Genomic DNA, 24,575 nt, shown 5'->3' with positions numbered 1-24,575 from the left:
CGGCGGGCGCTAAAGCTCAACGGGCGCGAAGGCTCAGGGCGCCAGCTCGGCGCGGCGGGCGCGGCTGCGCGACTCCAGGTAGGCCAGGCCGAGCTGCCGGTGCCTGGCGATGGCCGCCCGATTGTGGTCGAGCGCCTGCTCCGTACGCCCGAGCCGGAGCGCCAGCTCGGCCAGCACGTCCTGCACGCAGCCCAGGGCCGCGCTGCCCGTGCCCAGGACGATGGGCTGGTCGGCGATCGGCAGCAGCCGCTCGTACATCTCCCCGGGGTCGGGGGTGCCGAGCTGGGCGGCCACCAGACCCCAGACCGGGAAGAAGAAGTCGGCCGACCAGTCCTCCCGCAGCTCCACGCCCCACCGCCCGAGGAGTTGTCGCGCCTGTTCGGTGTGGCCGACGTCCAGGGAGGCCAGGATGGCGAGCGGGCGCACCATGCTCATGAGCGGCTGATCGCCCGCGGCCACCAGCTCGTCCAAGAGCTCCGCCACCCGGCCCTGGCCGCGCCGGCAGGTGTAGAGGACGCCGAGGCGGCGCGCCTCCTGGCCCCACAGGCTCGCCCCGAAAGAGATCTTGGGGAAGTGCTCGGCCAGCGCCTCCGCCTCCGCCCATCGGCCGTGCAGGGCGTGGTCGGCGGTCTGCGCGACGCGGACCATGGCCTCCAGCTCGGGCCGGGCGACCTCGTGCAGCAGCTGCTCGCAGCGGGCCAGGTCCCTGCTCCACTCGGCCAGCTCGCCCGCGCGCAGCAGGCACGACATGCGCAGCACCCGCGCCACCAGCCTGGCCTCCCTGGGCAGGCCGGGGACGGCCAGCATCTCCTCGGCCGCCGCCAGCCGCTCGGGGTTGCGGCCGGGTACGAAGCTCGCGATCACGTAGTTGTTGAGCGCCCTGGCCAGCAACATGGGGTCACCGGAGCGGCGGGCCAGGCCGACCGCGTCGAGCGCCAGCCGCTCGCCCTCGGCGCGCCGGGGGCCGTAGTGCAGCTCGATGCCGAGCGTGCCCAGGAGCGCGGCCCTGGACCGGTCGTCGAGGTCGCCCGCCAGGAGGTCCTCCAGGATCGCGACCATATCCTCGTCCACGATGCCGTACGGGCGCCAGTTCCACACCGACAGGCCGCCGAACACCGAGACCGCCGCCACCAGCGCGTCCCGGTCGCCGAGCCGCTGGGCCTGGGCGACGGCCTCGGTCAGGTCGCGGTAGGTGCCTTCGGCGTCGCCCGTGGTGCGCCGGGCCTGGCCCAGCTCGGTGAGCACGCGGCAGCGCTCGGGCGAGTCGCCGGGCGGCAGGTGGTCGAGCGCCAGCTCCCACAGCTGCACGGCCTCCTGGTAGCCGTGGCGTTCCGCGGCCTGCGCGGCGGCCCGGGCGGCGTACGTGACGGCCTTGGGCGCGCCGCCCAACCGGGCCGCGGCGGCGAAGTGGCCGGCCAGGATCGCCGGGTCGGCGCCGGGCAGGGTCTCCAGGTGCCCGGCGGCCCGCAGGTGCAGGCGGGCGCGGTCGAGCCGGGTGAGGCCCTGGTCGAGCGCCTGCCGTACGAGGGCGTGGGAGAAGCGGTAGTCGGCGGCCCCGGCCGGCAGCTCGGCCAGCAGCCCGGCGGCCAGCGCGGGCTCCAGCCGCGACATGACCTCCTCGACGGGGCGGTCCACGAGGGCGGTCAGCAGGTCCAGCTCCACCTCCCGGCCCGCGACCGCGGCGGCTCCGAGCAGGTCCCGGGTGGGCTCGGGGAGGCGGGCCAGGCGGCGTTCGATGACGTCGCGGGCTCCGGGCGGGACGAGGTGGCGCTCGCGTTCCGGCAGGCGGAGCAGCTCCGTCAGGTAGAACGGGTTGCCGCCCGAGCGGTCGAGCAGCTCCTGCGGATCGGCCGCCACGTCGCGCAGGAGCAGGTAGTCGCGCACGCCCGAGGCGTCGAACGGCGCCAGCGGCAGCCGGCGGCCCTCCCTGGCCAGCGCGCCCAGGGTCTCGCGCAGCTGCTCGGGGTGGTCGCCCGGCTCGGGCCTGAGCGTGGCCACGACGAGCGCGGAGGTCCTGGCCAGCTCGCCGGCGACGTGGCCGAGCAGCTTCAGCGAGGAGGCGTCGGCCCAGTGCAGGTCCTCCAGCACCACGAGCAGGGGGCCGGTCCGCAGCTCCGCCAGCACGGCGTCGTACAGGTCGAACAGCTCGGCCTGCGGGGACGGCGGGATCAGGCCCGCGCGGGTCCACGGCCAGAACGCGGGGGCCGTGCCGCCGTCGAGGCAGCGGCCCCACTCCACCCGGAAGCCCCTGGCCGTGGCCAGGTCGGCGACGGCCCTGGCCAGGCTCGTCTTCCCGATGCCCGCCTCGCCGGTGACCAACGCCAGCCCGCCCCTGCCGTGTCGGGCCCGCGCCAGCAACTCCTCCAGGATCCGCAGCTCACCCTCCCTGGCCACGAGCCTGTCGGATCCCGGCCCTGCGGGAACGGGCGCGGGAGCGGGGTCCTGAATGTGCGCCGGGTTGAGCTTGGGGCCCGGGTCGAGCTCGGGCGCCTGCTCGAACACCGCCTGCTCCAGCCGCCTCAGCTCGGGCCCCGGCTCGATGCCCAGCTCGTCGGCGAGCAGAGCCCGCACCTTGCGCAGCGCCGCGAGCGCGTCGGCCTGGCGGCCCGCCCGGTACAGCCCGAGCACCAGCAGCCCCCACGCCCGCTCCCGGTACGGGTGCGCCTCCGTCAGCGCCTCCAGGTCGGGCACGCTGGCCTCGCCGAGCGCCAGCCGGGCCTCCAGCCGGTCCTCCTCGGCCACGAGCCGCAGCTCGTCCAGCCGCGCGGACGCCGCCGGCGCCAGATCGGGGAACTCGGCCAGCGGCTCCCCCCGCCACAGCGCGAGCGCCCGGTCGAGCGTCCGCGCACCCTCCGCGTGCCGCCCCTGCCTGACCAGGCGCGCCCCGTCGACGGCCCACGCGGCGAAGCGGCCCACGTCCGTCTGGCCGGGCGTGACGTCCAGCACGTAGCCGGGCTCGCGGGTGAGCAGCACCCGGGGCGGCGTGCGCGGCTTGCGGTCCGGCTCCAGCACCCGCCGCAGATGCGAGACGTACGCCTGCAGCGTCGCCGTGGCCTTGGCCGGCGCCTCCCCCGCCCACAGCTCCTCGATCAGCCGGTCGAGCGGCACAACGCGGCCGGGCTCGAGCGCCAGCCTGGCCAGGACCGCCCGCTGCTTGCGGGTGCCGAGGTCGATCCGGTTGCCGTCGCCGTCGTCCACCTCAAGCGGACCGAACAGTCTGAACTCCACGAACCCCAAGTCAACCTCAAATACTTCCCAAGTGCCGAAACGCATGCTTGATCCATGAACGAACTGAAGAACTTGACCACCGGCCGCGTGCTCCTCCCCGGCGACGAGGGTTTCGACGAGGCGCGCAGGCCGTGGAACCTGGCCGTCGACCAGCGGGTGCGCGCGGTCGTCGAAGCGGCCGACGCCGACGACGTGGCGGCCGCGGTCGGCTACGCCCGCCTGCACGGGCTGGCGGTGACCGCGCAGCCGAGCGGCCACGGCGCCTCCGGCGACACCGAGGGCACGATCCTGCTGCGGACCGGCGGCCTGGGCGGAGTGGAGATCGACAACGGGGTGGCGCGCGTCGGCGCGGGTGTGAAGTGGGGCGAGGTGCTGGCGGCGGCGAGCCCGCTCGGGCTGACCGGCCTCGCGGGCAGCTCCCCCGTGGTCAGCGTGACCGGGTACACGCTGGGTGGCGGGCTGAGCTGGTTCAGCAGGAAGTACGGCTTCGCCGCCGACAGCGTGCGGGCCTTCGACGCGGTGGACGCCGGGGGCCGGCGGATCCGGGTGACGGCCGAGCGGGACCCCGAGCTGTTCTGGGCGCTGCGGGGCGGCGGCGGCGACTTCGCGGTCGTGACGGCGATGGAGTTCGACCTGCGGCCCGCCCCCTTCCTGTACGGCGGGCGGATCACGTGGCCGATCGAGCGGGCGCCCGAGGTGCTGGCCGCCTACCGCGAGGTCACCGCGACCGCGCCGGACGAGCTGACGGTCTGGTTCGACCTGCTGCAGATCCCCGGCGGGCCGGGGTTCGTCATGATCGACAGCACGTACCTGGGCCGGGACCCGGGCACGCTGCTGCGGCCCTTCGAGCTGATCGGCGGCGCACTCAGTGACAACCGGCGGCTGCTGCCGGTCGCCGAGCTGGGCTCCATCTGCGACGAACCCACCGATCCCCAGCCCGGCACCAGCCGGTGCGAGCTGCTGACCGGGCTCGACGACCAGGTGGCCGGCGTGCTGCTGGGCGAGCCGATCGACCCGATGATCAGCGTGCAGATCCGGCACCTGGGCGGCGCACTGTCCAGGCCCGCCGACGGGGGCGGCGCCGCGGGGCACCTGGACGAGCCGTACCTGATCTACGCGATCGGCGCGCCCACTGAGGCCACGGCCGAGCGCCTGGAGCGGCTGGGCAAGGCGCTGGTGCCGTTCAGCAGCGGGCGCAGGCCGTACACGATGCTGCACGGCGGCGAGCAGGCCGCGGCGGCGTTCCCGAGCGAGTCGCTGGCCCGGCTCCGCGACCTCAAGCGCTCCCGCGACCCGCACGGCGTCATCCGAGCCAACTTCCCCGTGCTGGGGTAGAGCCGGGCGGCGCCGCTCAGGACCGGATCTGGTGCGTGATGGACGGGTCGGTGATCGCGGTGTCGGCGGCCAGGAGGAACGCCTTCGACAGGACGATCGACAACATGCCGCCGTCCTCCTCGAAGGGCAGGAAGACCGGGTCGCCGGAACCGCGGCGCGGGACGATGCACAAATAGGCGTCGTTGGGTTCCATGAGGATGTTGCCCGAGCCGAGGTGGATCTTGTAGGTGCGCAGGTCACCGCGGACGCGCAGGAACCGGTCGGCGACGGTGCAGCGGTCGGCGATGGCCAGGCGCGGCAACAGCCGGGCCAGCGCGTCACGGCGGATGCGGGCGGTCTCGGTCAGGTCGCCGAAGCCGTAGGACTGCCAGTACTCGCCGTCGCCCTCGGGGTCCAGGCCGGTGGAGGTGACGCCGACAGCCAGGTCGGCGTCACGCAGCACCTCCGACAACGTCAACGGGGCCACCTCGGCCAGCGGGACTCGGCGCCCGCGGGCGTCGGTGAAGTGGAGATCGCCGCTGACGCAGATGGACACCGTGCCCAGGTCATCTCGCTCGAACGAACCCTCATCCAGATGAAAGCCCCAGTGGGCGACCAGGCCGCCGGGGAGCTCCTTGGTGGCTTCGGCCTGGTCGGAGCCGTACTCCCAGCCCCAGTGGCCCAGTGACATCCCGGTCCAGCCGCGTCCGGTCAGCAACGCCTTCGCCTGGCCGTAACGCAGCAGATGACCGGTGAAGCGGCGCGAGTGGTCGAGAGTCTCCTCTTCGGCGGGGGTCAGCAGGTAGACCTCGCGGAAGGCCTGCTTGAACGGCTGGCGCAAGCCGTACTCCATGAGGTGGTCGCGCCAGGCGCGCACTTCTTCCATGCTGTGGGAGATGGGGTGCCAGAGGAGCACCGGGGTGTCAGAGTTGGGCCGGATGCGGCGCCCTGCCGGGTCGGTCAGCTCCCAGGTGCCGTCCACGAGCACCGGACGCCCGGCCGGTCCCTGGAGGATCTCCCAGATCAAGGTCCTGCCCATGGAACCGGTGACCGGGTGGTCGAGGTAGTACTCGCACACCTCGCTCCAGCGCCAGATGCGTTCGGTGGCCAGTGCGCGCTCGATCCGGAAGCGCTCGGCCGGCAAGACCTTCTTGATCTCCTTGGCGGTGGCCTTGAGCTCGGCCAGCAGCTCCTTGTGCTCCTCGCGGACGGCCTTGGGGATCGTCTTGCGGATCTTGCCGGAGGGGTCGACGAAGCCCACGACGCCATCGAGAGCCAACCGCAGGCCGTGTTCGGTACGGGTGCCGTCGGTGCCCAGCCCGAAGGACGGGACCGTGCGCTCCAGCAGTTGCTCGGGCGACAGCCCGCTCTGCTCAGCGACCGCGTCCAAGGTCTTGGTCACGCCCGCCAGGATGGTCTTCTTGCGCACCTTGGCCTGCACCCGGGCCAGCTGGGCGACCACCTCCAGACCGCCGCGCCGGGCCAGCACCCCTATCGCGGCGTTGGCCAGCATCTCGCTGCGCGCGTTGGCACCGGAGCCGCCGATCCCGGTGCCGGTCGCCACGGCGACGTCGCCCAGCAGCGCGGTCACCCACGGCTCGCCGATCAGCTCGCAGGTCCACACCATGCCGCGCAGCGGTACGGCGGTGCGCTCGCGCAGGAAGACGGTCTCGGTCCATTCGCCGTCGCGGGTGGGATGCCGGAGCGTGACCTCACGGTGGGTGGTGACCTGGCCGAGGATGTCTTTGATCAGTTCTGCGGCCTGCGGGGTCAGCAGCTCGGTAGCCCGCCTGGTCCACCTGGCGCTGGGTTTGGAGGCGGTGGCGGTGGTCCAGTGCCGCAGCAGCGGCAGGACCTCGGGAACGGTCAGGCGGGTGGCGTGATCGGCGATCATCCGGGTGGCGAACGCGTCGTCCTCCCACATGATGTTGCGGACCGTGGCGCCGGGATCGCCGGTCTCCGGTTCGGTGAGCAGCGCCTCCAGCGGCTCGCGGAGGACCTCCCAGGCGGGCTTCCAGTGCTGGGCGAACCACCTGGGCAGGGAGTTCAGCACGTCGCGCCGCTCGTGGTAGGGAAGCCGGGCGGTGGCGGCCAGTGGCAGCCGGTACAGCTCGGCGTAGTTGGTGTGCCGCCAGGTCATCAGGCCGTTGGCCGCGTGCCACAGCTGGGCGACCTCCGCCTTGGGAAGCTCCGGCAGGTGGCCGATCACCTCGCGGAGGACGTCGAGCCGGCGTTCGTCGTGGTCGTGGCCGCCGTCCCAGCCGAGGCTGAGCCGCATCTGCGCCCACACGGCGAAGAGGCGTAACTCGCTCTCGTCGCAGTCCTCGACCTTCAAGGCCTGATGAGCGGCGAAGGCGGAGTCGAACCGCTCGAACACCTCTTTGTGGTCGTTGGCCAGATAGACGAAGCCGTACTGGTTGTTGAGTGGAGAGTCCTTAAGAATGTCCCAGTTCACGTCAGCCTCCGACCACCAGCAGCAGGAATCCGTTGCGGGCGAACGCGGCCTCGGCCTGCTTCTCCCAGTCCAGCCTGCGAGCGGTGCGCGTCTCCAGCTCCCGGCCTGTCGCAGTCTCATCGCGAAACGTCACTGATGCCATCGAACGCCCTGTTTCTCGAAATGTCAGATGATGACGCCATCTATAGCAACGCAGTGCGACAAAACATCAGCGACAGTGGGCTCTGATGATCTTCGAGATGTGGGCGCGAACCCGGACGTCTTAAAGGTCGCCGAAGTCGCCGTGGCGGCCCGCGCCCGCGGCGAAGCGGGCGGCGCCGCCCACCGCGTCGGGCAGCGAGACGAGCCCGTGCCGCAGCTCGTTCAGCATCGCCTCCTGCTCGCTCAGCCCTTCCTGCTCCAGCGCCGACAGCCGGTCGCCGCGCAGGCAGGTCTGCGGGAAGCGGGCGATCTCGCGGGCCAGCTCCTCGGCCTGCCGCCGGGCGGTGCCGGTGGGCACGAGCCGGTTGGCCAGCCCCCACTCGTACGCCTCCCGCCCCTCGACGGGCCGGCCGGTGAGGATCATGTCCATCGCCCGGGAGGCGCCGACGAGGCGGGGCAGCCGTACGGTGCCGCCGTCGATGAGCGGCACCCCCCACCTGCGGCAGAACACTCCGAAGACCGCTCCCTCCTCGGCCACCCGCAGGTCGCACCAGAGGGCCAGCTCCAGCCCGCCCGCGACGGCGTGCCCGGCCACGGCGGCGATGACCGGCTTGGACAGGCGCATCCTGGTCGGGCCCATCGGCCCGTCGCCGTCCTCGCCGACGTGGTTGTCCAGCGCCTTGAGGTCGGCGCCGGCGCAGAACGTGCCACCCTCGCCCCACAGCACCGCCACGGCGGCATCGGAGCCCTCGAAGTCACGGAACGCGGTCACCAGCGCGTCGGCCGTCTTGCGATCGACCGCGTTACGCGCCTCCGGCCTGCTGATCACCACGGTGGTGACCGGTCCCTCGCGCTCCACGCGTACGGTCATGCGGCCCTCCTCGGGGAAGTCCTCGGGGAACGGGCCGAGCGTACGTCCAAGCCGGGGTTCCCGGCCAGCAACTCACCGTCAGTGGTGGCCGAGAGACTCCAGACGGACAGGTTCCATCAAAGCGACCTTGGCACCCTCGAAGCCCGCCAGCCGGAATCTCGCAACGGGCCCAGCGGATGGTGGCAGAATGTGACCATGCGGCCACCCCGAGCGAAGTACTTCAACACCACCGGCCCGTGCGGCCCGCAGGACCACTACATGGTGCCTCCCGCGCAGCGGCTCCCGGAGGCACGGACGCTCATCGACATGGACCGCTACTTCGTGCTGCACGCGCCCCGGCAATCCGGGAAGACGACCGCGCTGCGCACCTTGGCGTCCGAGCTCACCGCCGAGGGCGATGTCGCCGCCCTGATGTTCTCCTGCGAGCGTGCCAAGGCCGCCGGCGACGACTACGCCGCCGCGGAGTCGATTTTGTTGAAGTCCATCCGCGAAGCCGCCGAGTGGTCGGGATGGCCGAACGAATTGCTGCCGCCGGATCCCTGGCCGCAGTCGCCTCCAGGCACCCAGTTCAGTGCGGCATTGACCGAATGGTGCCATCGCTGCCCGCGCCGGGTGGTGCTGTTCTTCGACGAGATCGACGCCCTGCAGGGCACCAGCATGATCAGCATCCTCAGCCAGCTCCGCGACGGTCACAACGCGCGGCCAGGGGGTCGTCCGTTCCCCACGTCCGTAGTGCTGTGCGGGGTCCGCAACGTGCGTGATTACAAGGTCGCCTCGGGCAGCGATTCTGACGGGTCGAACCCGGCCAGCCCTTTCAACATCATCACCGAGTCGCTACGCCTGGGCGACTTCACCGCCGATCAGATCGCCGAGCTGTACGACCAGCACACGCAGGCGACCGGCCAGGAGTTCACCAAGGACGCGGTGGATCGGGTCTTCGAGCTGACGCAGGGACAACCGTGGCTGGTCAACGCGCTCGCCTTTGAAATCACCCTTGAGACAGGGGTGACCAGTGCCATCACCGCCCGGCAGGTGGAAGGGGCCAAGGAACGGTTGATTCGGAAGCGTGCCACTCATCTGGACGCGCTGGTGGCCCGGTTGCACGATCCCCGGGTCAAGCGGGTGATGGAGCCCGTGGTGGCCGGGTCGTTCCCCGACCTCGACCTCACCTTCGACGACGACCTGTCCTACGTCCGCGATCTGGGCCTGATCAAGCAGAGAGCACCACTCGAAGTGGCGAACCCGATCTATCGGGAGGTCATCCTGCGGGTGCTGGGAGGCCCGTCGGAGCAATACGTGATGGCCAATCCGCGTAGCTTCGTGTTGCCGGACGGCCGGTTCGACCTGGACCGACTGCTGAAGGAGTTCGTCGTGTTCTGGCGCGAGCACGGCGAGGTGCTCATCCGCCAGGAGGGTTACCACGAGGCCGCCTGCCAGATCATCCTCATGGCCTTCCTGCACCGGCTGGTCAACGGCGGAGGCTATCTCGACCGGGAGTACGCCGCGGGCACCAAGCGCCTGGACGTGCTGATCCGCTGGCCTTACACCGGCCCGGAAGGAGAGCGGCTGATGCAGCGGGAGGCGATGGAGCTGAAGGTCTGGCGGGCAGGCGGGGACGACCCGTTGCCCGACGGCCTCGCGCAGCTCGACCGGTATCTGGACCGGCTCAGCCTCGACACCGGCGTACTGGTGGTCTTCGACCGGCGCCCACAAGCCCCACCCTGGAAGGAACGAGGCGCTTTCGAGCAGGCGACCACGCCCTCCGGCCGCCGGATCACCGTTCTGCGTTCGTGACGGGTTGCCTCCGGAACCTGCTGGGACACAGGCGCGACAGAGCCGGGAACCCGAATTCGCTGTCGAGGGCTGGCCCTCGCACTCGCCACGGGGCCGCTCACGGCTCAGGTCGTGGCCGCCGGGGCGTCTCCCGCCGCCGCGTCGCCGCGTCGCCGCAGGACTGTGAGGGGGGCGCCAACGGCTTCCGCGACATTCCCGACACCTTGCGGGGCACGCCGGCGCCGGTGGCACCGGTCGGCATCTTCGGACGGACCGCCGCCCTCTACTACGGCCAGGTCGGTGGTGTCACCCGCGGTTGGGCTCACCTGGGAGGGGACACCCTGTGGGGTGACAGCGTATGGATGGACTGGACCAGGGACGGCGGCAGGACCTGGCTCCAGTGCGGCCCGTTCGAGGTGACCTCCGGCGGGCAGACCAAGACCAGCGCCGCACAGCGCACCCGCGTGCTTGAGGTGGGCCGCCACGACCCGCTCTCCATTCGCTGCACCAATTGGTGGTGATCGCCGGCTGGGGTGAGCGAGCCCACCCCAGCGGTCGTCAGAGCGTGACAGCCCCCGAGATGAGCTCGTCGAACAGCTCCGAGCCCTCCGCCGGGCGGTCGATCCCGCGCAGCGGGCCGTGCTCCACGAGGTGGGCCTCGGCGTAGAGCCGGGCCACCAGCGCCTTGCGGCCGTCGTCGAGCCCCCAGGCGGCCTGGTCCTCCAGGAGGGCGGCGGCGTACACATCGGCCATGAACTGCGCCAGCGGATACAGCCGCTCCTCCGCCGCCGAGGGCTCCAGCGCGGCCCACGCCGTGACGGCCTTGGCGAGGTCGTCGATGCGGGCGTGCACCAGGTCGGAGGTGGCCAGGTCGCGCAGGCGGTCGAGGAAGGGCAGGTGGGCCTGCTCCTTCACCATGGCCCGCCGGACGTCGAGGCAGAGGATGTTGTCGCCGCCCTCCCAGATCGGGTTGACCTGGGCGTCGCGCAGGAGGCGGGCCACCGGCCACTGCTCGATGTAGCCGTTGCCCCCGTGCACCTCGATCGCGTCGCTCGCCGCCGTCACGCCGAGGCGGGCGGCGCGCAGCTTGATCAGGGCGGGGGCGATGCGCAGGCGGGGGCCGGCGAGGCCGTCGAAGGCGAGCGCCTGGGCGGCCTCGACCTCGACGATCAGCTCGCTCAGCTTGCGGCGCATGAGCGGCTGCTCGATGAGCGGCCGTCCGAACGCCTCGCGGGACCGGGCGTAGCAGATCGACTCCACGAGCGCGCGCCTGGCCACGCCGACGCCCATCATGGCCACGCCGAGCCTGGAGGCGTTGGTGAGCTTCATCATGGTCCCGAGCCCGGAGCCGGAGCCCTCTCCCGAGAGAGGGAAGGCCTCCGCGTCGCTGAACTCGACCTCCGCCGAGGCGACCGAACGGGTGCCGAGCTTGTCCTTGAGCCGCCGGATCCGCACGCCGTTGCGGCTTCCGTCCCGCCGGTCCCACAGCACGAGGAACGGCGACACGTTCCCGTCGGGGCGCCTGGCCAGCACCACGAACGCGGATCCGTTGGCGTTGGAGGCGAACCACTTGAAGCCCGTCAGCAGCCACGCGTCGCCCGCGGGCTCCGCCGTGGCCTCCAGCGCGGCCAGGTCGGAGCCGCCCGTCCGCTCGGTGAACATCTGAGCGGCCTCGCCGGAGTAGTAGCCGTTGGCGAAGATCTCCCGCACCCGATCGCGTACGTCCTCGGGCGCGTACTTCTCGGCGAGGGAGACCACCATGTCCCCTCCGGTGCCGAGCGCGCAGCCCATCCCGATATCGGCCTGATCGAGCAGGTACGTCCAGGCGGCGGCGAGCGCGGCCGGGTTCGCCCCGTGCGCCCGGGCCTCGGCGGCGAAGGACGGAGAGGTGAAGTTGTCCTCCATGAGCGCCCGCCGGGCCGCGTGGAACGACGGCGGCATGACGACCTCGCTGACGTCCCTGCCCCACTTGTCGTACTTCTCCAGCCGCGGCGGGTTGCGGTCGGTCTCCTCGGCGCACTCGGCCACGAGCCCGCCCATCAGCGCGCCCAGCCGGTCCAGGCGCGGCTCCGCCCAGGCGAAGCCCTCGCCCAGGTGGCGCCGCATGAGCAGGCGCAGCGTGGGATCGCAGGTCCACCAGTTGCGCCCGGCGGCGCCCTGGTAGCGCTCGGTGGCGTAACGGTCGCTGCGGTCGAAAGGTTCGATGAGATAGCGCCCCATACTCGCGAGTGTTACATATACTCGACACGCGATGGAAGAGCGTAACACCCTGAGCGCCAGATCGGCCGTGCTGAGCGCGCTGCTGGGCAGCCACCCGCCCCGGCTGCCGGCCCGGCAGCTGGTGCGCATCGGCGCGCTGTTCGGCATCGCCGAGGGCACCGTACGGGTGGCGCTGTCGCGCATGGTCGCGGCCGGCGACCTCCTCCAGGACGGCCGCTTCTACACGCTGTCGGAGCGGCTCGCCGAGCGCCAGGCCAGGCAGGACGAGAGCCGCGACCCGCACACCAGGCCGTGGGACGGCATGTGGGAGGTCGCCGTGGTCACGGCGGAGCGGCGCGCGCCCGCCGACCGGGCCGCGTTCCGGGCCACGATGACCGCGCTGCGCCTGGCCGAGCTGCGCGAGGGCACCTGGATGCGGCCCGCCAACCTGGTGCGCGCGTGGCCGGAGGCCGTCACGGCGCAGTGCACGCTGATCGACGGCCGCCCGCACGACGACCCCACTCCCCTGCTGTGGGACCTGGACGGCTGGGCGGCCGAGGCCCGCAAGCTGGAGCGGGCCCTCGACCGCGCCTTTGACCGGGCCGGCGGCCTGGCCGAGGGCTTCCTGGTCTCGGCCGCCGTGCTGCGCCACCTCCTGGCAGACCCGCTGCTCCCGCGGGAGCTGCTGCCGACCGGCTGGCCGGGCGCGGAGCTGCGCGCCCGCTACGACGACTTCGACCGCCACTACCGCGAGGTGCTGTACGAGCACCTCAAGGACTGAAAACCGTTAGAGGGGCACGCCGAAGATGATCCGGCGGTTCCTGAACTCGGTGACGCTCCACAGCTTGCCGCCCTGCACCGTCAGGTCCTCCGGCCCGATGGGGAATCCCCGCGTCTCCAGCTTGCCGTCGGTCTGGACGAGCAGCTTGCCGTTGGCGTTCGCGCCGGCCGCCTGGCTCAGGTACCACTTGCCGCCCCACGAGATGGCCCCCTGGATCTTGGGCTGTCCCATCACGAAGGCGTCCTCGGGCTCGCCTCCGGCCAGGCCCAGGGGCCAGCGGCCCACCCAGCCGCCCGGGTCGTTCTCGCGGTACTCGCCGGTGACCAGCCGCGGCGTGCCGCCGCTGCGGTCGATCGAGACGAACGAGAAGAGCGGCCCCGGCTTCGCGACCTTCCAGAAGTCGGTCTGCGGCATCACGTACCGGTAGCCGAAGGCGTGGAACTTGCCGCCCTGCCGCCCGACCCGCGTGGGGTCGCCCAGGTCGTTCTGGGCGGTGCGCAGGTCGAGCACGTGCTTCAGGTCGAAGACGCGCAGCCCCCGCTTGGTGTCGGCGATGTAGACCAGGTCGCCGTCGCACGCGATGCCGCCCGCGTGGATGTTGATGGGCCCGTACGAGCCATCAGGCTTCGCCTCGACCAGCAGCGCATGCTGATATTTCAGGGTTTTGGGGCTGAGAAAGGACACCCTGATGCCCCGCTCACCCACCTCCGGCTTGAAATACCAGGATGCCAGAAACGCCGGCACCCCGATGGAGCCCGACTCGTCCGAGCAGGTCAGCCCCTGCGGGTACCAGTCGACCGTGTCCTGGTCCTTGACGTCGAACGCGTACCACTCGGACGGTTTCGGGCTCATCGCCCCGAGCGCGCCCGATGCCCCCTTGCGGGTCGCCATCCTGTTCGCCTGCGCCAGCACCGCCTCGACACCGGCGCCGCCGATCTCCCCCGCCAGCTTCGCCGCCCCTTCGGCCAGGTCGCCCGTTTCCCTGCGCAAGGCGAAAGGTGCCTTGTTCGTGGGTACCATCCCCGTTGCCGCCATAACTTCCTCGCTTTGCCGTCCCTTGACCTAGTCTGACGGACGGAGTGCGAGAGAAGTTTGCCTTCAGGGCCACATATGCACCGGAAGTCCCGACAGCGACAGCTCACGGTAACGCTGTACGAGTCGTTCCCTGTCGCCCTGGAAACGTTCCAGAGCCTCCCGCTGCCAGGCCGCGCCCGTGCGGCGCAGCCGGGTGCGCTGCGCGATCACGTCCAGCGCGCCGTCGGCGTCCGACGGCGTCACCCCCGCCGCGAGCAGCCCTTCCCGCGCCTCGGGCAGCAGGCGGAGCACCAGGTCGGCGGCCTCGAAGTCGACGTCGGAGCCGGGCCAGGAGAGCTTGGCGTCCAGCCCGTGCATGGCGGCGCGGTAGAAGTTCTGGTACGCCTCCCCGAACCGGAAGCCGGTCAGGTCACGCTCCGCCTGCGACAGCGTGAGCCCGAGCAGGAACGCGGTGTTGGCCGCCATGTCCGCGCACGACGGGCCCGCCGGCAGCGCCCGCATCTCGATCCGCAGGTGACCACCGTCGGCCGGGTCGTAGACGGGCCGGTTCCACTGCCAGATCGTGCCCTGGTGCAGCCGCAGCTCCGGCACCTCGTACGGCTCCGCGTCGTCCCTCAGATCCGGCACCACGGGGTCGTAGTCCCGCACGTACCGCTCGAACAGCTCATACGCCCCCTCACGCACCCAGTCGGAGCCGAACGTGACCCGCCCGTCCCTGCGCTCGCGCCGCTGCACGTCCCGGTCGTCGGCGGCCTCCTCCATCAGCGCAATGCGCGTCTCCTCCCACAGTCGCCTGCCGAGGAAGAACGGCGAATTCCCGCAGGCGGCCAGCACCGGGCCGATGGCCAGCTGGGCGGCGTTGAACAGCCGGGCGAAGCGGTCGGGCGGCGTGCGGATGTGCACCTGCCAGGAGGTGTTGGCGCTCTCGAGGATCACGTCCTCCACCGACAGCTCCAGGTCGTCGATCTTGACGAGGAACGGCTCCAGCCGCAGCCGCCTGATGCCCCTGCTCATGGCCCGGTAGCGGTTCTGGTCGCTCATCGCGCCGACCGTGAAGTCCTCGGCGTCGAGCGTGGGCAGGATGCCGATGGGCAGCGCGCCCCCGCCGTCCACCGCCCCGTCCACCTTCAGGATCGTCTCCTGCACCTCGCCGCTCAGCCGCTCGAAGGGCCGGCCGGCCAGCGGCGTCGGGGTCAGGTTCACCTCGATGTTGTAGCGCCCCAGCTCCAGCACCACGCGGGGGTCGTCGAGGGCTTCGAGCACCTGGCTGTTGCGGGGCAGCGGCCGGCCCCGCTCGTCGATCAGGAAGAGCTCCAGCTCGGCCCCGACCGTCGCCGGGCCCTGGCCGAAGCCGGGGGTGGCGAGCAGCTCGCGCAGGACACCGAGCTGCTCCCGGATCCGCTCCCCGAAGGCGGCGTACTCCGCCTCGGAGAAGCGCTCCTTATCTAGATCTCGTCCCATCACCCCCTTCTGTCCTATTCACCAGGGTTGACACCTCACCAATGGATAGATCCCCTGTCCTCCAGGAACGCCCCGGTGGGGCCGTCGGTGTCGAGGGTCGCGAGCCGCACGGCGATGGCCGCGCCCTGCTCGGCGGTCTGGAACCCGCTGTGCCCGTTGAGGTCGGTGGCGCAGTAGCCGGGGTTGGCCGCGTTCACCTTGATCGGGGTGTCGATCAGCTCCTTGGCATAGCTGACGGTGACCATGTTGAGCGCGGTCTTGGAGGAGTTGTAGGGCATGATGTTGATGTCCCAGAAGGGGCTCTCCCGGTCCATCGCCATGGTCAACGAGCCCAGCTCGGACGTCATGTTCACGATCCGGCCGGCCTCCGACTCCCGCAGCAGCGGCAGCATCGCGTTGGTGACCGTCACCACGCCGAACACGTTCGTCTCGTAGACCTCCCTGAGCACCCCGGCGGGGGTGGCGCTGGGGCGCGGGTCCATGAAGCCGCCGGTGATCCCGGCGTTGTTGACCAGGATGTCCAGCCGGCCGTACTCCTGCTCGACCCACTTCGCGGCCGCGGCCACGCTCGCCTCGTCGGTCACGTCGAGCCGCACGTACGGCTGCCCCAGCCGCTCCGCGGCGGCCCGCCCGCGCTCCTCGTCACGCGCCCCCACGATCGTGGTGACACCCTGCTCGGCCAGCAGCCGCGCGATCTCGTAGCCGATTCCCTTGTTGGCGCCCGTGATGAGGGCAATCTTCGTCATGCGTCCACGTTCGCCCAGGTCACAGCGGGTCCGGGAGAGGTCTGGAGAGGCTGGTATCACCGGTACCACCCACGCACGGCCGGACATCACTGAGGATGGAGGCATGAACCGCGACGAACTCGCCGACTTCCTGCGCGTCAGGCGCGCCCGTGTCACCCCCGCCGAGGTGGGCCTGCCGGGCGGCGAGCGGCGCCGCACGCCGGGCCTGCGCAGGCAGGAGGTCGCGCAGCTCGCCGGCATGTCGATCGACTACTACATCCGGCTGGAGCAGGGCCGGGGCCCGCACCCGTCCAGGCAGGTGCTCAACGCGCTGGCCCGGGCGCTCATGCTGGGCCGGGACGAGCGCGCCCACCTGCTCCACCTGGCCGGACACGCGGTGGAGACGCCCCGGATCAGGGAGGACGTGCCCGAGAGCCTGCTGCACCTGATCGGGTTCATGGAGGAGGTCCCCGCGTACGTGCTGGACGCCAGGTACGACATCCGCGCCTGGAACCCCCTGGCCAACGTGCTCATGGGCGACCTCGACACCGTGAGCCCGGACGACCGCAACGTCATCCGCTGGGTCTTCATGTCCCCCCACATCGCCGAGTACCTCAGCGACGAGGAGAAGGGCCGCTTCGCCCGCTCCTCCGTCGCCGACCTGCGCGCCGCCGCGGGCCGCTACCCCGACGACCGCAAGATCCAGGCGCTGGTGGCCGAGATGCTCGCGCTCAGCCCGCACTTCGCCGAGCTGTGGGCCAGGTACGAGGTCGAGATCCGCAGGGAGCAGCGCAAACAGGTCACGCATCCGCTGGTCGGCACCATCGACGCGATCTGCCAGGTCATGCCCGTGCCCGACCGCGACGACCTCCGCCTCGTCCTCTACACCACCGAACCCGGTTCGCCCTCCCACCAGGCCTTGCGCGACCTGCGGCAACTGACCCTAAGCTCATGAGATGCGAGCCGTTGCATTTGACATCTTCGGTGGTGAGCTCGACGTGCGCGAGCTGCCCGACCCGTCCCCCGCCCCGCACGGAGCGGTGATCAGGGCCGAGGCGACGGGGCTGTGCCGGTCCGACTGGCACGGCTGGCAGGGGCACGACCCCGACATCAAGATCCTGCCCCACGTGCCGGGCCACGAGCTGGCGGGCGTCGTCGAGGCGGTCGGCTCCGACGTGCGCGGCTGGCTGCCGGGGGCGCGGGTGACGGTCCCGTTCATCTGCGCCTGCGGCTCGTGCCCGTCCTGCGCCACCGGCGACCAGCAGGTGTGCGAGCGGCAGACGCAGCCCGGCTTCACCCACTGGGGCTCGTTCGCCGAGTACGTGGCCATCGACCACGCGGACGTCAACCTGATCGCGATCCCCGAGGACATGGACTACGCCACGGCGGCCGGGCTCGGCTGCCGCTTCGCCACCGCCTTCCGCGCCGTGGCGCAGGTCGGCGAGGTGCGGCCGGGCGAGTGGGTCGCGGTGCACGGGTGCGGCGGCGTGGGCCTGTCGGCCGTGATGATCGCGACGGCGGCCGGGGCCCGCGTGGTGGCCGTGGACATCAGCACCGACGCGTTGCACCTGGCGGAGCGGGCGGGCGCCACGCACTTCGTCAACGGCTCGGCCGGGGACGTGGCGGCCCAGGTCAGGGAGCTGACCAGGGGCGGCGCCCACGTGTCGATCGACGCACTGGGCAGCCCGCAGACCTGCGCCGCCTCCATCGAGAGCCTGCGCCGCAAGGGCCGCCACGTTCAGGTGGGGCTGCTGCCGGGAGGGCCGACGCCGGTGCCGATGGGCCGCGTGATCGGCCATGAGCTGCGGCTGCTGGGCAGCCACGGCATGGCCGCGCACGCGTACCCGCCGATGCTGGAGATGATCAGGGCCGGGATCCTCCATCCCGACCAGCTCGTCACCCGCACGATCGGGCTGGCCGACGCCGGCAAGGCGCTGGCCTCGATCGGCTCGGTGCCGGGCGTCACGATGATCACTCCTCGAGCTCCACTCTGAGCGTCCTGAGCACGAGCGCCAGCATGGTGTAGTGGGCCACCAGCACGACCAGCTCGATCCGGCCCGGCTCGTCGTAGCGGTCGCAGAGCGCCGTCCAGGTGGCGTCGGACAGGTCGCCGATGGAGTGGAGGTCGTCGGCGACCTGGAGGATGAGCTGGTCCTCGACCGGCCAGAGGGCGTCCGGGTGGCTCACCGAGGCGATCTCCAGGTCGGTGAGCCCGGCCGCGCTGCCCAGGCGCGCGTGGTGGGCCCACACGTAGGCGCTGCCGGTGTGGTAGGCGGTGCGCAGGATGGCCAGCTCCCGGTCGCGGGCGGGCAGCGTGCCGTCGAGCAGCGCGCCGCCGAAACCGAGCCACTCCTTGTAGAGCGCGGGGTGGCGGGCCAGCGTGGTGAACACGTTCTGCGGGTTCGCCTTCGTGAAATCGTCCCATTCTTCGGGCGGGAGGGGGCGTACGCGTGGTTCCATGTCCATGACCATTCCACAAAAGCGCATGTTTGGCCTGACGGTTATTTGGCAGGACTTTTCACATCCGGGTCAATAAGTCAGGATTGGGAAGCCCGCAGACGTTGCAAGCCGGCCGACGCAAGGACGCATGGTGATTCGAACGTTGCTCGCTGAGGACATGAACCTGGTACGCGGGGCGATCGTGGCGCTGCTGGCTTATGAGGAAGACATCGAGGTCGTGGCCGAGGTCTCCAGGGGAGATCGCATCCTGGCCGCGGCCAGGGCCACCCGGCCCGACGTCGCCGTCATCGACATCGCGTTACCCGGCAAGGACGGGCTCACCGCCGCCGGCGAGCTGCACGCGAAGCTGCCCGAGTGCGGGGTGCTCATCCTGACCGGCGTGGGCACGCCGGGCCTGCTCAAACAGGCGCTCGACGTGCACGTACGGGGCTTCATGGCCAAGGACGCCCCGCCCGACCGGCTGGCGGACGGGATCCGCCGGGTGGCCGAGGGAGAGCGGGTCATCGACTCGGAGCTGGCCATCGCGGCCATGCGGCCGCCCGAGGCGCCGCTGACGCCGCGCGAGCTGGACGTGATCGGGGCCGCGGCGGACGGGGCGTCGATCGGGGAGATCGCGGCGTCGCTGTTCCTGTCGGAGGGCACGGTACGCAACTACCTGTCCAAGACGACGGCCAAGCTGGGTGCCCGCAGCAGGATCGACGCCATCCGCATCGCCAGGGAGTCAGGCTGGATCTAGGCCGATCACCTCCAGACCCGTGTGCGCGGCCAGGAAGGCGAGGGCGTCCGCCGCCAGCGCGACCGACCTGCTGGCCGCCCGCGCGCCGTGGCCCACGTCCGGCTCGTGCCGGAGAAGGATCGGCCGGTCCCCGCCGGCCGCCCACTGCAGGGCGGCGCACATCTTGCGCGCGTGCATCGGATCGACCCGTGTGTCGCCCGCCGAGACCGTGAACAGCGTCGCCGGGTAGTCCATCCCTTTTCTGACGTGGTGGTAGGGGGAGTAGGCGAGCAGCCAGCCGAGCTGTTCGGGGTCGTCGGGGTCGCCGTACTCGCCGGTCCAGGAGGGGCCGAGGCCGCCGAGGTGGTAGCGGGCCATGTCGAGCAGGCCCGCCGAGCACACCGCCGCCGCGAACAGGCCGGGCCGCTGGGTGAGGGCCGCGCCGACGAGGAGGCCGCCGTTCGACTCGCCCCAGATGCCGAGCTGCCCGGGGGTCGTCCAGCCGTCGGCGATGAGCTTGCCGGCGGCGGCCGCGAAGTCGTCGAAGACGTTCTGCTTGCGCTCCAGCATGCCGTCCCGGTGCCACTCCTCGCCCTCCTCGCCGCCGCCTCTGAGGTTGGCGACGGCCAGCACGCCGCCCGCCTCGACCCAGGCCAGGGAGTCGGCGGCGTAGCCGGGCCGCAGGGGGATGCCGAAGCCGCCGTACCCGGTGAGGATCGTGGGACGGGGGCCGCCCGCCGACGGGCCCGCCACCACGACCATGCGGACGCGGGTGCCGTCGGCCGAGGCGTACTCGATGTGGTGGCTGCGCACGGCGGGCCGGCTCACGCGGCCCGGCGGGGCCGACCAGAGGGTGGTCTCGCCGGTGCGGACGTCGTGGCGCCAGACCTCGGGGGGCGTGACGGCGTCGGTGTAGGCGAACCACGCCTCGGAGCCGCCGCCGGGGCGCGAGGTCAGCGAGGCGATCGTGCCGCTGCCGGGCAGCGGCACGGAGCCCAGCCGCTCGCCCGTGCGGGCGTGGTGGACGGCGATCTCCCCCACGGCGTGGCGGGTCCGGGCGACGAGCAGCCGGTCGCCGTCGAGCACGGTGAACGCGCCCAGCACCGCCTCCGGGTCCTCGGGGATCAGCTCCCGCCACGCACCGGGCTCCGCCGGATCGGCCACGCAGAGCCTGCGCCGCGGCGCGTCCCGGTCGGTGACCAGGTAGAGGCGGCCGTCGCAGGCCACCGCGGCGGCCAGAGCGTCCGGTACGGGGCAGGGCTCACCCCGGCCGCCCGGCTCGGCGAGCCAGAGCGAGCCGCCGGCCGAGATCGTCAGCCAGCGGCCGTCGGCGCTGATCTGCACGCCGTACCGGACCGGCCCTCGCGTGAAGACGGGGACGTCCGCCGCGTCGCCGATCGTGTGCAGGTAGACGCCCTCGTGGAAGCGCACGTAGTAGAAGGCCGCGCCGCCCGGCAGCCAGGCGACCGCGGAGTAGCGGCAGCCGCCGATGGGCCCGTCCACGACGGCCCCGGTGTCGACGTCCCTGACGTACAGGTCCGCCTTCTCGTCGCCCCGGCGCGAGATCTGGTACGCCAGCAGGCGCCCTTCCAGGTCGGGCTGCCAGTCGTCCAGGGTCGTGAGGCCCGTGGGGTCGAGGTCCATGGGGTCGAGGACGACGCGGTCGCCGCAGTGGAGGACCGGGTGTTCCTGGGAGGTGGTCTGGCGCAGGTGGAAGCTCCGGTCGCCGCGCCAGAGCGGCGGGGTGACCAGGCCCGTCTCCCTGAGCTCGGTGAGCCGGGCGAGGAAGCGCTCGCGCTGGGGCAGCCGGGCGGCGCTGTCGTGCCAGAGCCGGTCCTGCTCGGCCAGCCAGGTCTTGGTGGCGGGGTCGTCGGGGTCTTCGAGCCCGCGGTACGGGTCGTCTATCTCGCCAGGTGTCGAGCTGCCGGGGAGGCGCTCGGCGCGCGGATACTTGTCCAGAAATTTCATGACACGGGCTCCGGGTGCCAGTGGCCGGCCAGGTCGGCGTAGAGCGGAGAGGTCCTGATCAGTTCGTCGTGGGTGCCGATGGTCACCCGGGTTCCGTCCATGAGGAGGATGCGGCGGGCGCGCAGCGCGGACGTGAGGCGGTGCGCGACGACGACGAGCGTGCCGCCGCGCCGCGCGAACGCGGTCTCCGCACGTGCTTCGGCGGCGGGGTCGAGGTGGCAGGTGGCCTCGTCGAGGATGACCAGGGGGGCGGGGGTGAGGTAGGCGCGCACGAGCGCGATGAGCTGGCGCTGCCCGGCCGACAGCGCCGCCGGGTCGAGGCGGGCCTCGTAGCCGCCCAGCTCGTCCACCAGCTCGCGGGCGCCGACGGCCGTGACGGACTCGTCCAGCTTCCCGGCGAGATCGGGGACGTCCTGCGTGCCGAGGGCGATGAGGTTCTCCATGAGGGTGCCGCGGAAGACGTACGCCTCCTGGGGGATCAGCACGCGGGCGGCGGGGTCGAGCCGGTCGGCGGGGACGCCGCCGACCAGCGCCTCGCCCGTATCGGGCTGGAGCATGCCGCTGACCAGGGCCGCGAGCGTGGACTTGCCGGCGCCGCTGGGCCCCACGACCGCGAGGTGGTCACCCTCGGGGATGGTGAGGTCCAGGCGGTCGACGACGGGGGCCGAGTGCGGGCCGTACGCGAAGGTGACGGCGGAGAGCCGCACGTCGCAGGCGCTGGGGCGGATCCGGGGCCGGGGCGGCCCGATGGACGGCCCGATGGACGGCCCGATGGACGGGGTGGACGCGGCGATGCGGCCGAGCGTGGCGGCCAGCCGGATGCCGCTGACGCCGAGGCCCTGCACGAGGCCGCCGAGCGCGGGGGCCAGGGACTGCGTGACGTACGCGAGCGTGCCGGCGATCACGCCGGGGCCGAGGCCGCCGTCCAGCAGCCGTGGGGTGCCGGCCAGCACGAGAACGACCGGCAGCCAGCCGCCCACGGCCAGGGCCGCGGTGCGGGCGGCGGTCACCCGGGCGAGCGCGCGGGCGGCGGCGGCCTGCGCGCGGACCTGGCGATCCAGCCGCGCGGCCACGGGTTCGCGCAGGCCGCACGCCTCGATGTCGCGCAGGCCACCCGCCGTGGCCGTCATCTCGTCGGCCAGCCGTTCGTCGGCCAGCAGGAACGCCCGCTGCCTGCGTGCGAGGGCGGGCAACGAGGCCAGGAACAGCCCGAGCCCGATCGCGAACGGCGGCAGCACGAGCGCGAGCGCCTGCGGGGCCAGCGTCGCCAGGCCCAGCACCACGCCGGCCACCGTGAACACGAACCCTCTGACGGTCGTGACCACGGCCGCGAAGGCGTCCCTGGCCAGCTCGACCTGGAGCGTCGCCCTGGCCACCGCGGCGCTGTCGCGGCTCGCGCCCCGGTTCAGGGTCCCCTCGACGACGTGCGTCAGGAGGTCGTCCCTGAACGGCTCCGCCACCGCCGCGACCCCCAGCACGACCTGCCGCGCGGCCACCGCCCCGACCAGCCACGCGACGCCGAGCGCGGCCAGCCACGCCAGCCCGGTCGCGGGTTCGGCCCTGGCGAACCCGTCCTCGATGGCGCGGGCGACGGCGTGCCCGATGAGGAACGCGGGCGCCGCCTCGAGCACGGACCAGAACCCGATCGCGGCCAGCCGCCGCGGCTCCCGCCCCAAGGCCCGCCAGAACACACCCCGCGCCGCCTGCCGCCGTCGGACGAGCGCCTTCATGGTGTCGCTCCCTGGAAGACGGCCCGGTAGGCCGGGTCCCGCCACAGCACGTCGTGCGGCCCCCGGGCGCGCACCCTCCCGCCCTCCAGCCAGACGACCTGGTCGGCGCGGGCGGCCGTGGCGAGCCGGTGGGCCGCGATCAGCCGGGTACGGCCCCGCCGATCGGTGGTGAGCGCCCGGCCGACCTCGCGCTCCGTCACGGTGTCGAGGCTGGAGGTGGCGTCGTCGAGAACCAGCAGCCGCTCCCCCTGCGCGAACGCCCTGGCCAGGCCGATCCGCTGCCGCTCGCCACCAGACATCGGGGCCTCGCGCAGGGGTGTGCCGTAGCCGAGCGGCAGCCGCCGGACGAACGCGTCCGCGCACGCCGCCTTCGCCGCCTCGACGGCAGGAGGCCCGGCGGCCGCCGTGATGGCCTCCGCCACGGTCTCGCCCACCAGGACCGGGCGTTCGAAGGCGTACCCGATGGCCCTGCGCAGCTCCTCCCGCGACAGCTCCCGCAGCGGGACCCCGTCGAGCAGGACCGTGCCCCGCTCCGGGTCGGTCAGGCGGCCTGCCAGGGCGGCCAGCAGGGACTTGCCCGCGCCGGACCGTCCGACGACGGCGGTCACCGAGCCCCCGGGCAGCGTGAGGTCGCCGACGGTCAGGCCGTCCACCGCCACGTCGCGGAACTCGACCGTGCCCCGACCGGGCGGGAGTGTCCGCGTGCCGTGCGCGACGGGGGCGAGTTCGAAGATCTCGGCCACCCGTCCGGCGGCCGCCCGGGCCCGGGCCAGCCCGCCGACGTAGCCCAGGGAGGTGCTCAGGGACGCCCCGAGCACGGCGTAGCGGGCGGCGGCGTACAGCTCCCCGACCGTGAGCCGACCGGAGGCGAGCATGAACCCCCCGACGATCAGCACCGCCACCTCCAGCAGCGGCACCACGAGCCCCGACTGGACCGCGGCCCCGGCGTTGGCCCGCCACAGCGACATGCCGTGGGCCCGCAGCCGGGGCAGCGGCTCCAGGACGCGCCGCGCCTCCTGGGCGGCGGTCCCCGCCGCGGCGATCGTGCGCGCCCCCTCCATGGCGTCCACGAGCCGGGCGGCGATCTCCCCCTGCACCTCCTGGTACCCGCCCGAGATCACCGTCGTCGCGCGGAGGAAGGCGCGCAGCACGAGCAGGATGACGACGATACCCACCCCGAGCGTCAGCGTCAGGACGGGCGCGATGAGCGTGAGCGCGACGAGCGCGCCTGCCGTGGGCACGAGCAGCGCGAGCGCGCCGGTCACCGTCTCGGGGGCCCGGCCCGCCTCCTCGGCGTTCAGTCCGGCCCGGGTGACCAGCTCGCCTTCCGGGAAACGCCGGGTGGCCGCCGGCCCGGCGCCGAGCACGTGGCGCAGGACGCCCAGCCGCAGCCTGGCCGCGGCGAACGCGCCGCAGGCGCCGCGGGCCCAGACGCCGAGGCTCTCGCAGAGCACGACGGCGGCGACGGCACAAGCGGAGAGCGCCAGCCAGGACGAGCCGTCCGGCCGGCGCAGGACTAAGGCGTCCACGGTGCGCCCGACGAGGTACGGGACCGCCAGCTCACCGGCCGCGCCCACGAGCGCCGTGACGGCCAGGACGGCGGGCCAGGGGCCGCTACGCCGTACCGTCCCGATCACCAGCCGGTCACCCGCTCGGTCACCCGCTAGCACCCGATGCCTCCTTGAAGTCGGCGTCCCCGCGCCGTGTGACACGGCGCGG

The 24,575-nt window shown here is 72.6% G+C and carries 19 protein-coding genes; 7 read left to right on the top strand and 12 right to left on the bottom strand.

Going from position 1 to position 24,575, the window contains the following annotated elements; all coding sequences use genetic code 11:
- Positions 1 to 33: 33 nt before the first annotated feature.
- Positions 34 to 3,228: a BTAD domain-containing putative transcriptional regulator gene (locus ABZX61_RS16080; protein ID WP_355195071.1), complete on the bottom strand. Its 3,195-nt coding sequence runs from the start codon at positions 3,226 to 3,228 to the stop codon at positions 34 to 36.
- A gap of 54 nt (positions 3,229 to 3,282) precedes the next feature.
- Between ABZX61_RS16080 and ABZX61_RS16075 the strand changes: the two genes are divergently transcribed.
- Complete coding sequence (locus tag ABZX61_RS16075) at positions 3,283 to 4,563, top strand: FAD-binding oxidoreductase (protein ID WP_355195069.1); 1,281 nt, start codon at positions 3,283 to 3,285, stop codon at positions 4,561 to 4,563.
- Between the two features lie 16 nt (positions 4,564 to 4,579).
- Here ABZX61_RS16075 and ABZX61_RS16070 read toward each other — a convergent pair whose 3' ends face one another.
- From ABZX61_RS16070 to ABZX61_RS16060, 3 genes are all read right to left on the bottom strand, one after another.
- Positions 4,580 to 6,997 (bottom strand): DUF4132 domain-containing protein, encoded by a 2,418-nt coding sequence (locus ABZX61_RS16070; protein ID WP_355195067.1) that lies wholly within the window; start codon positions 6,995 to 6,997, stop codon positions 4,580 to 4,582.
- Position 6,998: 1 nt separating this feature from the next.
- Positions 6,999 to 7,130 carry a hypothetical protein gene (locus tag ABZX61_RS16065; RefSeq protein ID WP_355195065.1) on the bottom strand — a complete coding sequence of 44 codons (132 nt, stop codon included), beginning with the start codon at positions 7,128 to 7,130 and terminating at the stop codon, positions 6,999 to 7,001.
- Positions 7,131 to 7,259: 129 nt separating this feature from the next.
- Positions 7,260 to 8,009, bottom strand: a complete 750-nt coding sequence (locus ABZX61_RS16060; protein WP_350722101.1) for a crotonase/enoyl-CoA hydratase family protein — start codon at positions 8,007 to 8,009, stop codon at positions 7,260 to 7,262.
- 195 nt (positions 8,010 to 8,204) lie between these two features.
- Here ABZX61_RS16060 and ABZX61_RS16055 point away from each other — a divergent pair, with 195 nt between their 5' ends.
- Together ABZX61_RS16055 and ABZX61_RS16050 are read left to right on the top strand one after the other, a co-directional pair.
- Positions 8,205 to 9,803, top strand: a complete 1,599-nt coding sequence (locus ABZX61_RS16055) for an AAA family ATPase (protein WP_355195063.1) — start codon at positions 8,205 to 8,207, stop codon at positions 9,801 to 9,803.
- 224 nt (positions 9,804 to 10,027) lie between these two features.
- The gene (locus tag ABZX61_RS16050) at positions 10,028 to 10,303 is read left to right on the top strand and encodes a hypothetical protein (protein ID WP_355195061.1); all 276 of its coding nucleotides are present in this window, start codon (positions 10,028 to 10,030) and stop codon (positions 10,301 to 10,303) included.
- A gap of 37 nt (positions 10,304 to 10,340) precedes the next feature.
- On the opposite strand, the gene ABZX61_RS16045 is transcribed toward ABZX61_RS16050, so the two are convergent.
- Positions 10,341 to 12,002, bottom strand: coding sequence for an acyl-CoA dehydrogenase family protein (locus ABZX61_RS16045; protein WP_355195059.1), 1,662 nt, complete (start codon positions 12,000 to 12,002; stop codon positions 10,341 to 10,343).
- A gap of 31 nt (positions 12,003 to 12,033) precedes the next feature.
- Here ABZX61_RS16045 and ABZX61_RS16040 point away from each other — a divergent pair, with 31 nt between their 5' ends.
- Positions 12,034 to 12,762 (top strand): PaaX family transcriptional regulator C-terminal domain-containing protein, encoded by a 729-nt coding sequence (locus tag ABZX61_RS16040; protein WP_355195057.1) that lies wholly within the window; start codon positions 12,034 to 12,036, stop codon positions 12,760 to 12,762.
- A gap of 6 nt (positions 12,763 to 12,768) precedes the next feature.
- Here the strand turns inward: ABZX61_RS16040 and ABZX61_RS16035 are convergent, their stop codons facing one another.
- The 3 genes from ABZX61_RS16035 to ABZX61_RS16025 all read right to left on the bottom strand — a co-directional run bounded on the left by ABZX61_RS16035 (position 12,769) and on the right by ABZX61_RS16025 (position 16,004).
- Positions 12,769 to 13,752 carry a hypothetical protein gene (locus ABZX61_RS16035; protein ID WP_350722108.1) on the bottom strand — a complete coding sequence of 328 codons (984 nt, stop codon included), beginning with the start codon at positions 13,750 to 13,752 and terminating at the stop codon, positions 12,769 to 12,771.
- Positions 13,753 to 13,860: 108 nt separating this feature from the next.
- Positions 13,861 to 15,258: a glutamate--cysteine ligase gene (locus tag ABZX61_RS16030; RefSeq protein ID WP_355195055.1), complete on the bottom strand. Its 1,398-nt coding sequence runs from the start codon at positions 15,256 to 15,258 to the stop codon at positions 13,861 to 13,863.
- Between the two features lie 35 nt (positions 15,259 to 15,293).
- The gene (locus ABZX61_RS16025) at positions 15,294 to 16,004 is read right to left on the bottom strand and encodes an SDR family oxidoreductase (RefSeq protein WP_355195053.1); all 711 of its coding nucleotides are present in this window, start codon (positions 16,002 to 16,004) and stop codon (positions 15,294 to 15,296) included.
- A gap of 103 nt (positions 16,005 to 16,107) precedes the next feature.
- Here ABZX61_RS16025 and ABZX61_RS16020 point away from each other — a divergent pair, with 103 nt between their 5' ends.
- Both ABZX61_RS16020 and ABZX61_RS16015 read left to right on the top strand, forming a co-directional pair.
- The gene (locus ABZX61_RS16020; protein ID WP_355195051.1) at positions 16,108 to 16,938 is read left to right on the top strand and encodes a helix-turn-helix transcriptional regulator; all 831 of its coding nucleotides are present in this window, start codon (positions 16,108 to 16,110) and stop codon (positions 16,936 to 16,938) included.
- A gap of 1 nt (position 16,939) precedes the next feature.
- Positions 16,940 to 17,977 (top strand): zinc-dependent alcohol dehydrogenase family protein, encoded by a 1,038-nt coding sequence (locus ABZX61_RS16015; protein WP_355195049.1) that lies wholly within the window; start codon positions 16,940 to 16,942, stop codon positions 17,975 to 17,977.
- Here ABZX61_RS16015 and ABZX61_RS16010 read toward each other — a convergent pair.
- Positions 17,955 to 18,449: a carboxymuconolactone decarboxylase family protein gene (locus ABZX61_RS16010; RefSeq protein ID WP_355195047.1), complete on the bottom strand. Its 495-nt coding sequence runs from the start codon at positions 18,447 to 18,449 to the stop codon at positions 17,955 to 17,957. The genes ABZX61_RS16015 and ABZX61_RS16010 overlap by 23 nt on opposite strands.
- Before the next feature lie 124 nt (positions 18,450 to 18,573).
- On the opposite strand from ABZX61_RS16010, the gene ABZX61_RS16005 reads away from it, so the two are divergent.
- On the top strand, positions 18,574 to 19,179 hold the full coding sequence (locus tag ABZX61_RS16005) for a response regulator transcription factor (protein ID WP_350723215.1): 606 nt from the start codon (positions 18,574 to 18,576) through the stop codon (positions 19,177 to 19,179).
- Here the strand turns inward: ABZX61_RS16005 and ABZX61_RS16000 are convergent.
- Genes ABZX61_RS16000 through ABZX61_RS15990 form a run of 3 tightly spaced genes read right to left on the bottom strand, consistent with a single transcriptional unit; the run spans position 19,165 to position 24,526 of the window.
- Positions 19,165 to 21,126 carry a prolyl oligopeptidase family serine peptidase gene (locus ABZX61_RS16000; protein WP_355195045.1) on the bottom strand — a complete coding sequence of 654 codons (1,962 nt, stop codon included), beginning with the start codon at positions 21,124 to 21,126 and terminating at the stop codon, positions 19,165 to 19,167. The two genes, ABZX61_RS16005 and ABZX61_RS16000, sit on opposite strands and share 15 nt — an antisense overlap.
- On the bottom strand, positions 21,123 to 22,856 hold the full coding sequence (locus tag ABZX61_RS15995; protein WP_355195043.1) for an ABC transporter ATP-binding protein: 1,734 nt from the start codon (positions 22,854 to 22,856) through the stop codon (positions 21,123 to 21,125). Before ABZX61_RS15995 ends, ABZX61_RS16000 begins: the two co-directional genes overlap by 4 nt.
- Positions 22,853 to 24,526, bottom strand: a complete 1,674-nt coding sequence (locus tag ABZX61_RS15990; RefSeq protein ID WP_355195041.1) for an ABC transporter ATP-binding protein — start codon at positions 24,524 to 24,526, stop codon at positions 22,853 to 22,855. Before ABZX61_RS15990 ends, ABZX61_RS15995 begins: the two co-directional genes overlap by 4 nt.
- Positions 24,527 to 24,575 lie beyond the last annotated feature (49 nt).

It is taken from the genome of Nonomuraea sp. NPDC003709, assembly GCF_040610775.1.
Classification (GTDB): Bacteria; Actinomycetota; Actinomycetes; order Streptosporangiales; family Streptosporangiaceae; genus Nonomuraea; species Nonomuraea angiospora_A.
Note: the sequence above shows the minus strand (reverse complement) of the source record. Positions and strands in the feature narration are given on the sequence as shown.